Origin of the sequence: Emticicia sp. 17c (assembly GCF_037153985.1) — a bacterium.
In the GTDB taxonomy this organism is placed as follows: domain Bacteria; phylum Bacteroidota; class Bacteroidia; order Cytophagales; family Spirosomataceae; genus Emticicia.
The window spans coordinates 367,209-380,235 of record NZ_JBBAYI010000001.1; the positions used below are offsets into that span (position 1 = coordinate 367,209).

At 35.0% G+C, this 13,027-nt stretch carries 9 protein-coding genes and 1 tRNA gene; 7 read left to right on the plus strand and 3 right to left on the minus strand.

The genetic code is table 11. The features are described 5' to 3' along the window. Positions 1-93: 93 nt before the first annotated feature. Complete coding sequence (locus WAA15_RS01585; RefSeq protein ID WP_337040618.1) at positions 94-1,332, minus strand: exo-beta-N-acetylmuramidase NamZ family protein; 1,239 nt, start codon at positions 1,330-1,332, stop codon at positions 94-96. Positions 1,333-1,534: 202 nt separating this feature from the next. Then, on the minus strand, positions 1,535-2,278 hold the full coding sequence (locus tag WAA15_RS01590) for a hypothetical protein (RefSeq protein ID WP_337040619.1): 744 nt from the start codon (positions 2,276-2,278) through the stop codon (positions 1,535-1,537). Positions 2,279-2,403: 125 nt separating this feature from the next. Between WAA15_RS01590 and WAA15_RS01595 the strand changes: the two genes are divergently transcribed. The 5 genes from WAA15_RS01595 to WAA15_RS01615 all read left to right on the plus strand — a co-directional run bounded on the left by WAA15_RS01595 (position 2,404) and on the right by WAA15_RS01615 (position 9,795). Further along, positions 2,404-3,714: a cryptochrome/photolyase family protein gene (locus tag WAA15_RS01595; RefSeq protein ID WP_337041306.1), complete on the plus strand. Its 1,311-nt coding sequence runs from the start codon at positions 2,404-2,406 to the stop codon at positions 3,712-3,714. Between the two features lie 370 nt (positions 3,715-4,084). Beyond that, complete coding sequence (locus WAA15_RS01600) at positions 4,085-7,003, plus strand: PD-(D/E)XK nuclease family protein (protein WP_337040620.1); 2,919 nt, start codon at positions 4,085-4,087, stop codon at positions 7,001-7,003. Positions 7,004-7,028: 25 nt separating this feature from the next. Continuing rightward, positions 7,029-8,132, plus strand: coding sequence for a DegT/DnrJ/EryC1/StrS family aminotransferase (locus tag WAA15_RS01605; RefSeq protein WP_337040621.1), 1,104 nt, complete (start codon positions 7,029-7,031; stop codon positions 8,130-8,132). A 9-nt stretch (positions 8,133-8,141) separates the two neighbouring features. Further along, the gene (locus WAA15_RS01610; RefSeq protein WP_337040622.1) at positions 8,142-9,041 is read left to right on the plus strand and encodes a glycosyltransferase family 2 protein; all 900 of its coding nucleotides are present in this window, start codon (positions 8,142-8,144) and stop codon (positions 9,039-9,041) included. Beyond that, entirely contained in the window at positions 9,031-9,795 is a 765-nt protein-coding gene (locus WAA15_RS01615; RefSeq protein ID WP_337040623.1) for a class I SAM-dependent methyltransferase, read from the plus strand. Before WAA15_RS01610 ends, WAA15_RS01615 begins: the two co-directional genes overlap by 11 nt. Before the next feature lie 27 nt (positions 9,796-9,822). On the opposite strand, the gene purL is transcribed toward WAA15_RS01615, so the two are convergent. After that, a complete protein-coding gene (purL, locus tag WAA15_RS01620; RefSeq protein ID WP_337040624.1) occupies positions 9,823-12,069 on the minus strand; it encodes a phosphoribosylformylglycinamidine synthase subunit PurL in 2,247 nt (748 codons plus the stop codon). Between the two features lie 135 nt (positions 12,070-12,204). Here purL and WAA15_RS01625 point away from each other — a divergent pair. Together WAA15_RS01625 and WAA15_RS01630 are read left to right on the plus strand one after the other, a co-directional pair. Next, positions 12,205-12,289, plus strand: a tRNA-Ser gene (locus WAA15_RS01625). An 82-nt stretch (positions 12,290-12,371) separates the two neighbouring features. Further along, the gene (locus WAA15_RS01630; protein ID WP_337040625.1) at positions 12,372-12,605 is read left to right on the plus strand and encodes a 4a-hydroxytetrahydrobiopterin dehydratase; all 234 of its coding nucleotides are present in this window, start codon (positions 12,372-12,374) and stop codon (positions 12,603-12,605) included. The last annotated feature ends 422 nt before the right edge of the window (positions 12,606-13,027 follow it).

Below are 13,027 nucleotides of genomic sequence, written 5' to 3' on the forward strand. Positions count from 1 at the left end.
CGTAATGAGTAGTAAGGATCTCCGGTGTGCTTAACACTATTACCTGTTATTCCGAACAAATCCAGAATTTCTTTCAAAATATTGAACAGTCAATTATGGGTACAGTAAATATTTTTTACGTATGTTTTTGTAAGTGCTTAAGCCTGGTTCCCAGCTTTTACGAATTTCTTCCTCTGACTTTCCATCTATTATTTGTTGTTTCAGATTTTCGGTACCGGCCAGTTTATTAAAATTTCCCATTTGTTTGCTTTGGGTCATATCAAAGAACTTGTCTTTGTAAGGATATGCCTTATATAATTCCATAAGCCATTTAAGGTTTAAACGCTTGGTTTTCCGAAATTCATTGGTATCATATTTACGCAGGTCTAATCCGTAGCAATCTTCATTCTGGTGCAATGGGGTTTCGCTCATACCCTGAATACTTACAGGCCGAAAACTAAAATCGTATTTCCCTTTTAATGCCGGAGCACCCAAAACTGTAAAAGGCATATAAGTACCTCTGCCCTGACTAAGAATGGTTCCTTCAAATAAACACAAACTTGGGTAGAGTAAAATAGCTTGTTGTGTGTTCAGATTGGGAGAAGGGAAAACCGGCAACTCGTAAGGCGTATCATGAGTATAGTTGGCCACTTTAATAATATGTAGTTTGCATTTCATGTTATTCGGAATCCAGCCCTCCCCATTTATCATCTGTGCAAATTCGGCCATAGTCATTCCATGTGTAATAGGAATACGGTGCATTCCAATGCCGGAATGGAGATGATCTTCTAAAACGGGGCCATCAACATAGAAACCATTAGGGTTAGGTCTGTCTAATATGATTAATTCTTTATTATGTTCAGCACAGGCTTCCATTACGTGGTTCAACGTATTTATATAAGTATAAAAACGTGCACCTACATCCTGAATATCAAATACCATCAGGTCAATATCTGCCAGATGCTCTTTTGATGGCTTTTTGTTTTTTCCATAGAGCGAAATAATCGGAATTCCGGTTTTAGTATCAACATTATCATCAACTTTTGCGCCATTACTGGCATTACCTCTAAAACCATGCTCAGGTCCAAAAACCTTTACAATATTTACTCCTAATGCTAAAAGGCTGTCTACACTCGGTTTTTTACCAATAATTGATGTTTGATTTACAACCATGCCAATTCTTTTGCCTTTTAGTAAAGGTAAATAAGAAGAAATCTGTTCGGCACCTGTAATTAGCTCTTTACGATAAAAAGATGTATGTGTAGTACTAGCAGGCTCATTTTTGTAGATAATTAATAAACCTGAAAGTATAAGCGGAATAGAAAGGAAAAATAATAAAAAAGGTTTTTTCATGATTTTATTGATAGACAATGCCTAAAGATATTTGCGAATAAACGAAAATGTGCAGACTTTTTTGATAAAATGAACGATATTTTTATTACCTAAACAGAACTTTATTAATTGGATTGTGTAAAAACTGATTTTATGAAAAATCCCTCCTTTGTGTTAAGAAAGGAGGGATAAACTCTGAATGAAGGAGGTCAGGTAAAGAAAGTTACTCTTTTATCTCAAAATCTGAATCTTTCAAACCTTTATTTACTTTTACTGATTGTACCTCCGAAACAATTTCGCCCATCTGACCAGCACTTCTTTTAGTTACAGACGGAATCAGAATTTCTGTGCCTTTGAATTTTTTATAATTCTCGTAAGATACCGTGCTTTCAAACTTACCTCGTGGAGTCTCGTTTGAAGAAAAGTTTTTTACTTTTAAACCAGAGGTTGTATCAAAATAATCTACCCATTTTTTTCCATCGGGTGTTGTAATTTCAACTTTATAGGCATCTTTATCGCCCACTTTTTCGGTTCCTAAAACTGTGCGTGTAATACCAAGTTCGTCGTATAGCAATTCAAAAAAAGGACTCGAGCGCATAGCTTGAATTTTTGCCTCTTTTCCTTCTATCGGAGGGCGGTTACCACCCGCGCCATTGCCACCTCGTCCGCCAAAACCACCACTTGTTTTAATATTCTTGCCATCGTAGACGGTTGTCATTCCCTGATTACCATTAAAATAGACGGTCATCGTATATTTATCAGGGAACTTATACTTTATTTCAGTTTCAGAGGTTCCTCTTTGGCTTTCGCTGGTACTATTAATAGTCATGTCTTGAATTTTGGCAATAGCTTCTTTTCCTCCAATAGCCGTAATATACTTTTCAATAATGGCATCGGCGGTTGGGGTGTTTTGGGCAAAACTGCTAAAGGCAATACATGAGAAAAGGCTAACAATTATTCTCTTCATTGTGATATTTAATTTTATTAGAAATTGATTTTGATTTAGACAAACAATTAACCCAAAAGTAAAGTTTTTATTTCATTGTATAGATTAAAAAAATAATAGCGACGATAAAAGTTTAATAAATGGAGATGAAAGAAAAAATCAGTATATTTTGGTTCAGGAGAGATTTAAGATTAGATGATAACGCAGGGCTTTATTATGCTTTAAAAAGTGGTTTTCCGGTACTACCCATTTTTATATTTGATACAGAAATTCTGGATAAACTCGGCAACAAACATGATGCACGGGTAGATTTTATTCATAAAACTTTAGAAGACTTAAATAAGCAGTTAGCTGCAATGGGATCAGCCATTGTGGTAAAATATGGCAACCCTTTTGAAGTATGGAAATCTTTAACCGAAGCCTTCGAGATAGCCGAGGTATATACTAATCATGATTATGAAAAGTATGCAATAGCACGTGATACACAAATAGGAAAATTATTAAATGCAAAAGGTATCGGTTTTTATACACATAAAGACCAAGTTATTTTTGAAAAAAATGAAGTGCTAAGTGGTAGTAAAACGCCTTATACTGTTTTTACACCGTATAGTCGTAAATGGAGAGAGACCTTGAACGATTTTTATATTAAATCGTATCCTACTGAAAAATACTTTAATAATTTTCTTAAAATAACGGCCGAGGCTATTCCTACATTAGCTGAAATCGGATTTCAGGAAACCCACATTTCCATTCCTGAAAAACATATTCAGGAAAATCTCATTAAAAATTATGATAAATCAAGAGATATTCCATCCATAAAAGGTACTAGCCGGCTTAGTGTACACTTACGTTTTGGTACAATAAGTGTCAGAAAAATGGTACAACAGGCTATACATCTTAATCAGACATGGCTTAACGAGCTAATCTGGCGAGATTTTTATATGAATATTCTTTATCATTTTCCTGCTGTTAGTGATGGCCAATCTTTTAAGAAAGAATATGATGCCATTGAGTGGCGCAACAATGAAAATGAATTTGAAAGATGGTGTAACGGAAAAACGGGGTATCCGATAGTTGATGCCGGAATGAGAGAGTTAAATACGACAGGATTTATGCACAATAGGGTTAGAATGATTACAGCTAGTTTTTTAATAAAACACTTACTGATTGATTGGCGTTGGGGAGAAGCCTACTTTGCTGAAAAATTACTCGACTTTGATTTTGCCGCTAATAATGGTGGATGGCAGTGGGCTGCAAGTAGCGGTTGCGATGCTGTGCCGTATTTCAGAATTTTTAATCCTACGGCTCAAACTCAAAAATTTGACCCTGAACATAAATACATAAAAAAATGGATTCCTGAATTAAACACTTTTGCATACCCAACACCAATTGTAGAGCATACCTTTGCCAGAGAGAGGGTCCTAAAAGCATATAAACAGGCTTTAGAGAAAAAATAGCGTATTCTTGAAATAGTTTTATTTTTTGTATCTACATACAAAGAGGCATATTTTTTTGAATTTTTCTTTGTTAGTAATATTTTATTCACAAAAGCCTGAGAAAATATTATTTCCTCAGGCTTTTGTGCTTGTTGAACTGTTGTTTTATTTAATAATTAATTGCAAGTTTGTTGAGGGTGTATTGAAAAAGTACAATCAAATTTTTTGCCTTTTAAGTTGTTTGATAAGGTATCCAATAAAAGTGTGAATTGATAAATTTGATAAAAATCTGTACCTTGCAGTAGGCTTATAAATAAACAATGAGGATATTTATTTTAGCTAAACAATAAATAAATACCCTCGTGCATTATTTATAACAATCAGAATCTCAATGGTATTTTTAGAACAAGCAGCTCGGCATATTTTTGATAGACATTCGTTAGCCCAACTAAAAAATGTCTGTGTTATTTTACCCAACCGACGGGCTGTTTTTTATTTTAAGCGTTATCTGGCGCGGCTTTCTTCTGTCCCTTTTCTTGCTCCTGAAGTTTTTGCTATCGATGATTTTGTTATTAAAATGGCAGGATTCAACCCGATAGACCCCGTAAGTTTGTTGTATGAACTTTACGAGACTTTCAGAAAATATGACCCTAATGTTGATTTCGACCGATTTATTTCATGGGCTCCAACTTTGTTGAAAGACTTCGATATTATCGACCAGTATCTAATAGGAAATCCGAAATCATTATTCGATTATATAAGCGAGGCAAAAACCATTGCAAGGTGGAATCTTGAATTGCAGGAATTGGGTAAACCAGAAATAGAAAAAACTGAAACAACAGACAAATACTTTAAACTATTTGAAAACATCTATAATGTTTATAATGATTTGCATAGCGAACTCCGAATGAAGGGTTTCGCTTATCGAGGTATGTCATATAGGCTTCTGGCAGAGGAGGTCGAGACACTCTTACTAGAAAATATTGTTTTTGATAAGTTTTATTTTATTGGCTTTAATGCGTTTAGTACCTCAGAAGAAAAAGTTGTTGAAAAGCTAGTGAAGATAAACAAAGCTGAAGTTCTATGGGACGCTGACTCATATTTTATGAGTTCAAAGTTTAATCATAAGGGTGGAACTCTTCTAAGAAAATATAAGAGTGGGGGGAAATTTGGTGAATGGAACTGGCAAACCAATCTGTTACTGACAGAAGAGAAAAATATTAGAATAATTGGTGTTGAAAATGCCACGCTTCAAGCAAAAGTGGCCGGAACAATTTATGCAGAAGTATTAGCCCAAAATCCGAACGTACCAACAGCCATAGTTTTGTGTGATGAAAATCTGTTACACCCACTAATGTATTCGCTTGACACCGTTGTTTCGGATTTTAATATAACAATGGGTTTGTCGTTGAGAGGGTCAATGTTGTTTACACTCATTGATGCAATTTTTGAATTACAGCAAAACATTGCTGAATTTAAGACTAAAACAGGGGAGACCATTAAAGTTCCAAAGTTTAGCCATAGGCATGTTTTCAAAATTCTCAACCATCCATTTTGCCGGAAATATGAACAGATAAACTACCTTAATCAGGAAGAAGCCAAGACACTCAATATTTTTAGAGAAACCCTAAGGAAAATAGTACAGGGTAATATTGTCTATCTGAGTCAGGATGAAATGCTGGACTTTGGCAAGGGAGATAGACTTTTTAAAATTATTTTTACACGTTGGGACAATGACTCTCAAAAAGCACTTCAATCATTCTATGATTTGATAGATGAACTAAGAAGTGTTTATCGAGAATCTAAAGATGCTATTGAAACTGAATACCTGTATTTGTTTCTGACTATTTTAAACCGTCTTGAAAAAATACTATTTAATAATAGAAATATAAATCTTAAAAGTTTTAAACATTTCCTTTATGAGTTAATTCGGCAAGAGAGAATTCCGTTTAGCGGTGAGCCTATTGCAAACCTGCAAATTATGGGAATGCTCGAAACACGCTGCCTTGATTTTGAGAGAGTAATTTTTCTTTCAGTCAATGAGGGGGTTATTCCTTCTAGCAAGCATCAAAACTCCTTGATTCCATTTGATGCTTCAGTTGAGTTTGGTTTACCTATTCAGTCAGACCAGAACGCCATTATGTCGTATCATTTTTTTAGGCTTATGCAAAGAGCTAAAGATATTGATGTGCTATATGTAATACCAACAGGTGAAGGAGTAGGAGGGAATAGCACTGAAAAGAGTAGATTTATTTTGCAGATTGAAAACGAACTAGCTAAGGAAAATAAAAGGATAAAAATCTCGTATCCGAAAATAAACTATTTTAAAAACACTGATAATGAGATAGTTAATAAAATAGAGATTTTTAAAACCCCTGATATACTACAAAATATCAGCCGCTTGATTGCAGATAAAGGAATTTATCCTACTTATTTAAATGAGTACCTGCATTGTACAATGAAATTTTATTTTGATAAAATTGCCAGTATATCAAAACGTGAAGAGGTTGATGAAAATTTTGGAGCAGATATTTTTGGAACATGGTTACATAATACGCTTGAAAAAATAGATAAAGACCATGGGCCGAAAATGACAAGAGAATTAATTGATTCGATAGTAAAAGAAATTCCTGAACGATTAGACTTTGCTTATCAGGAACAGTTCGGAGGATACGTCATAGAGTCAGGTATGAACTATCTGCTTAAACAAGTGGCCGAGCAATTATTAGCCGATTTCTTTAGTCACCAGAAAGAAAGCCAGAACTTTCCGTTCGATGTATTAGAAACCGAGAAAAAGATTGAGGTTTCTTTTGATAAACCTATTCTTGGAAAAGTACAAAAGGTGAAAATAGCAGGTAGGGTTGATAGAATTGAACGCGATGGTAAAATCATCAAAGTAATTGATTACAAAACTGGAAAGGTTAGTAAGAAAGAACTTGAAAAATCGAAAGAACAAATTCTTGAAGAAGCACTCATTGACCCAGATAAAGAAAAGTTGCGTCAGTTGTGGCTATATCAATACTTGATGTTAAAGAGCATTCTTGAAAATAAAGATTTTTTTCTGGGTGGTGAAAGGCTCGATACTCATGACGTAAAAGCTAAAATTTATTCATTTAGGAATATGAAAGAAAATCTGGAGGTAAATTTGAGTTTTAACGATAACCCGAGTATCTTTGGTTTTATAGAAAAATCAGAGCAGATATTATCTGATTTAGTAACAGAAATGCTCAATCCTGAAATACCATTTATACAAACAAATGACCTGAAAATTTGTGAAAGATGCGATTTTAAAGGAATTTGTGGAAGATAAGTAGTACTAACCCCGAACAAATAAGTTGAATATTAATAACAGCAATATCCCATTTTTAGATTTAAAAGCGATTAATCAGGAATACGAAGACTCTATCAATGAAACCCTAGCTCGAAAAGTAGCATCAGGTTGGTATATTTTAGGGGAAGAAGTTAAAAAGTTTGAGCAATCGTTTGCCAATTATTGTGGAACTAAGCATTGTATCGGAGTAGCCAACGGGCTTGATGCTTTGATACTTTTACTCAAAGCCTCTGAGTTTCCAGTGGGATCTGAAATTCTGGTTCCTTCAAATACCTACATAGCTAGTATTTTGGCTATCTCATTGGCTGGGTTAAAACCCGTATTAGTTGAACCAGACCTACATACATATTTAATTGACCCCAAAAATATTGAGGAAAAAATAAATGCAAATACAAAAGGTATACTTGTTGTGCATCTGTATGGCAAGTGTTGTGAGATGGAGGAGATTCTGAGAATTGCACAAAAAAATAATCTGAAAGTTTTTGAAGATGCGGCCCAATCTCATGGGGCAATATATAAAAGTAAAAAGGCTGGAAATTTATCTGATGGTGCTGGGTTTAGTTTTTACCCTACAAAAAATTTAGGAGCAATGGGAGATGCCGGCGCCGTCACCACTAATAACGATGAGCTTGCCAATAAAATACGTGCGCTCAGAAATTATGGATCGGGTGAAAAATATATTTTTGACGAGCAAGGGCTTAACAGTAGACTTGATGAAATGCAGGCTGCTATATTAAGTATCAAGTTGCCAAATCTGGATAAGGAAAATGAAGCTCGTCAGAAACTAGCCAGAAAATATTTAGAGAACATAAAAAATTCTAAAGTTATTTTACCTTCTACCGAAATGGTAGAGATGGATGCCTGGCATCTGTTTGTGGTTAGGGTTGAAGATAGACAAAAGTTTCGTGAGTATCTGACAAGTTATAAAATCGGTACAGATGTGCATTATCCAGTACCCCCTCATAAACAAAAGGCTTACCATGAATGGAATAACCACTCTTTTCCGATTTCAGAAAAAATCCATAATGAAATAGTTAGCCTTCCTTTGAATATAGCATTGTCGGAGGTACAAATAAATTATATTATCGATATCATAAATTTATATTGATTAGTAACCATGCTCTTGTCAGTAGTCATACCGGTTTATAAGGGAGAAAGAACAATTACTAAACTGATTGAAAAATTACATGATGAATTATCTGCATTGAGTTATGAAGTAATTCTTGTAAACGATGGTAGCCCAGATAATTCTGAAAAAGTATGTATGGCCTTATGTAAAAAATATGATAACGTACAGTTCATTTCTTTACGTAAAAATTTTGGTGAGTTTAATGCTGTCATGTGCGGGCTTAATTATGCAAGTGGAAAGTACACTGTAATTATCGACGACGATTTTCAGAATCCACCTGCTGAAATTTTAAAATTACTTCAAAAAGCCGAGACCAATGATTATGATGTAGTATATAGTTACTACTCTGAAAAAAAACACCATTTTTTTAGAAACCTCGGAAGCTGGCTTGTGAATCGAATTACTACGGTACTCATTAATAAACCAAGTAATTTATATTTGTCAAGTTTTAAACTGATAAAAAAAGAAGTAGTTGAAGAAATTGTAAAGTATAAAGGGCCGTATCCTTATATTGATGCACTAATCTTTAGAGTGACCACAAATGTAGGTCGGCAGCAAGTACAACATAACGACCGTATGGAGGGACAGTCTAATTATACAGTTAAAAAATTAATTAGACTTTTCATGATTATTTTGTTTGGCTATTCACTTATGCCGATACGACTAGTTTTAGGAATGGGGCTATTGCTGATTTTTTTATCCTTAATTCTTACATTCTTATATCTGATAAAATACTTGCCAGGTTGGGGAATAGCTATGTTTATTTTCTTTGGTGGTATACAATTAACGTCGCTTGGTATTATTGGCGAATATGTAGGGAAACTTTTTTTAAGTCAGAATGCTACACCTCAATTTGTAGAAAAATATAATTCAATTCATGCTAAGTAGTAGAGAAGAATATCAGGCAATGTTTGAGTCCGAAGAAAAACTTTGGTGGTATAAAATCTTGCATGAAAAAATCTTGCATGAAATTACAAATCGATTTGGTGAAAATAAAGATATCACTATTCTGGATGCTGGTTGTGGTACCGGAGGGCTTATGAGTTTTCTGCTACATCACGGATACAAAAATATAGAAGGCTTTGATTTTTCGTCTGATGCCGTGAGTTTCTGTCTTGAACGAAACTTGAAAGTTAAACAAATTGATATAGCTAGTTTTGATTCTGAATTTATAAATAATTCGTTTGATGTCATTATCAATAATGACGTTTTATATCAGTTTGAAGATGAACTTATCGTAAGAGCTATCAGCAATATGGATAGAAAGTTGAAGCCTGATGGAATACTAATTTCAAACAATAATGCCTTCGATATTTTTTATGGTACACATGATATTGCCGTAGGAGGCGTACAAAGATTTACGAAAACAGACTTTGAGAAATATCTAAAGCAAACTTCATTAAAAATTGCTAACTATGCTTATTGGAGTTTGTTTTTATCTCCCCTTATTCTGGTGGTGCGCTTATGGCAACAATTAGAGTTAAAACTAAATCTTATTGATAAGTCAAAAATAAAGTCTGATGTAAGCGTGCCTAGTAATTGGCTTAATAATTTTTTTTACAGAATTGTGAAGATAGAAGAACGAGTGTTGAAAAATGGAGGTTTCGGAAGTTCTTTGTTTTTGGTAATGGTAAAAAAATGAAGGCCGCTATTAAGCGGCCTTCATTTTTTAGTTCATGATATTGCTTATAACATTATCATAAATATTTTTAGCCGTTTGGCAGGTAATAATTACTTCGCTGTCGATAATAAAACTACCGTCATTTACTTCGCCTAGTTGGGCAAAAGCTATATTATTTTTACGTAATAAATCTTCTATCTGATTTTTTTGCGAAGGTTTTACCGATACAACCACCCTGCTTTGTGCTTCACCAAATAAAAAGGCGTCAGTTCTTAGCTTGGCATCTGTTTGTATATTAAAGCCTAATGTATTAGTGAAAGACGACTCAGCTAATGTAACAAATAATCCTCCATCAGAAATATCATGAACCGATTCAACTAACTTATTTTGAATTAATTCTTTTACTGCTTGTTGAACGTTATACTCTTCATCTAAATTAAAATCAGGAGCCGGAGATGCTTTAATACCACGATAAGAATACAAATATTCAGAAGAAGCAATATCATCTTTTGAAGCTCCGATCAGATAAATCAAATCACCAGCATTTTTAAAATTGAGTGTAGTCTGGTTATCCATATTTTCTAACAAACCAAGCATCCCGATAGTTGGTGTTGGAAATACAGGGCCATCGTCAGAGCTTTGGTTATAGAAACTTACGTTTCCACCAGTTACTGGCGTACCAAATTTAGTGCAGGCCTTGCTCATCCCTTTGATAGCTCCAACAAATTGCCAGTACACCTCTGGGTTATATGGATTTCCGAAGTTCAGGTTATTGGTAATGGCTAAAGGGTCACCTCCTGTACAAACAATATTCCGTGCAGCTTCTGCAACGGCAATCTGGCAACCAGTCTCAGGGTCAGCGTTCACATAACGTCCATTACAATCAACTGTAATTACAATTCCTTTATTTAAATCTCCTTTTTCTGGATTTCTCAAACGGACTACCGCTGCATCAGAAGGGCGATTCGTGCTTCGATTGGCTGTGCCTACTGTTGAATCATATTGTTCAGTGATCCATTTTCTTGAACAGATATTCGGGTGAGATAGCAGATGTTCTGCTACTTTTTTCAGTTCAGCACTATCCTGAATATCAGGTACTGTATTTATATCAAACTTTTTGAACTCCTGAAAATATGCGGGTTCGCGATACTCACGGTGATATTGAGGAGCACCTCCACCTAAAACAAGGTCTTCCGCCGGAACATCAGCAATCAGTGTACCATGTTGGTAGAAGTGTAAACGTTGTGTATCGGTTACTTCACCAATTTGCGCACAGTGCAAATCCCACTTATCAAATATGCTTTTAATTAAATCTTCTTTACCTTTCTCAACAACCACTAACATTCTTTCCTGAGATTCAGAAAGTAAAATTTCCCATCCATGCATATTTGCTTGGCGTGTTGGTACTTTATCAAGGTCTATAATCATCCCATGCTCACCTTTGGCACTCATTTCAGATGTCGAGCAGATGATACCAGCGGCTCCCATATCCTGAATACCAATTACATAACCAGTATTGATAATTTCAAGAGTAGCTTCAAGCAGAAGTTTTTCCATGAATGGGTCACCTACCTGAACAGCTGGAAGTTTCTCAGTAGATTTCTCTGTGATATCTTCCGAAGCAAAGGTTGCTCCATGTATACCATCTTTACCAGTTGCCGAACCTACAATAAATACCGGATTACCCACACCATAAGAAGTGGCCGATGCTTGTTTACCTACTTCCACGATGCCAGCCGAAAAAGCATTTACAAGTGGATTTGTATTATAGCATTCGTCAAAATATATTTCTCCTCCCACGGTTGGTATTCCAAAGGCATTACCGTAGTCGCCAATTCCTTTTACAACACCTTTAAGTAAGCGTTGTGTTTTAGCCAGTTGAATGTTACCAAAACGAAGTGAGTTTAACTGAGCAATCGGGCGAGCACCCATTGTGAAAATATCACGGTTGATACCCCCAACACCAGTGGCAGCTCCTTGATATGGCTCAAGGGCAGAAGGGTGGTTATGAGACTCAATCTTGAAACTGCAAGCAAGGCCATCACCAATATCAACCAGACCTGCGTTTTCTTCCCCAGCTTTTGCAAGCATACGGTCTGAATCACGCGGTAAAGTTTTTAGCCATACAATAGAATTTTTGTATGAGCAATGCTCTGACCACATTACCGAGAAAATAGATAACTCAGTAAAGTTGGGAGTTCGTCCTAAGATTTGTTTGATTTTCTCAAATTCTTCGGGTAATAAGCCAAGCTTTTTGGCTGTTTCTAACGTTGGAAGTTGTTCGATTGTTTCCACAAAAAAGAAGTATTCGTAAAATTTTTACAAATTTACATTTTTTCGAGGGCTTCTGAAAGGAAAAAAAAACATAAAAATTTTTTAGCTAGGTATTGACATATATATAAGAAAGCCGTACCTTTGCAAAACATTCACAGAGAGATGGCAGAGTGGTCGAATGCGGCGGTCTTGAAAACCGTTGACTGTCACAGGTCCGGGGGTTCGAATCCCTCTCTCTCTGCTAAAGCCGAATCATTTGATTCGGCTTTTTTTTGTTGTATATTGTACAATATTCATACACTCATTTAAATAAGACCATATTTATGTGGAACGAAAACAACAACAAACTAAGTAGAACTTTTATTTTTAAAGATTTTTCAGAAGCATTTGCCTTTATGACCCGTGTGGCTTTGCTAGCAGAGGTACATGGCCATCATCCTGATTGGTCAAATACTTGGAATAAAGTTCATATTGATTTATCTACTCATGATGCCGGTAATACCGTTACTGAAAAAGACAAAAAACTAGCTAGGGAAATTGATGATTTATTAAAATAATTTCAAAATTTTAATTATCAACAGGTGTGTGTAATGTGTTGATAATCAGTATTTTACGTAGTGTGGTTCTTCTTAAGGACATGCCTAAACATCATATAATCAGATTTTTTTATACAAAAGTGCCATAAATACCTCTATTTAGAGGTATTTATTATGGCTGAGAATTGAATATTTTATTTATATCTGATATATTATGCAGTATATTGAAATCTCAGCCATAATAAAAGCCGTATAATTGTATAAAAAAATCTGAAAAATGGGGTTTCACAGTATTTTGATATAACTAAATCTTGCCGATTCTTGGCTAATCTAGATAAATGAGTATGTAGCTTAGCCACAAGACTATTCTATCGTCGTACATTCATACGCTTATAAGTATCTATATGCTGCGGTTAGGGTATTGAAATACTTTAGGATATACG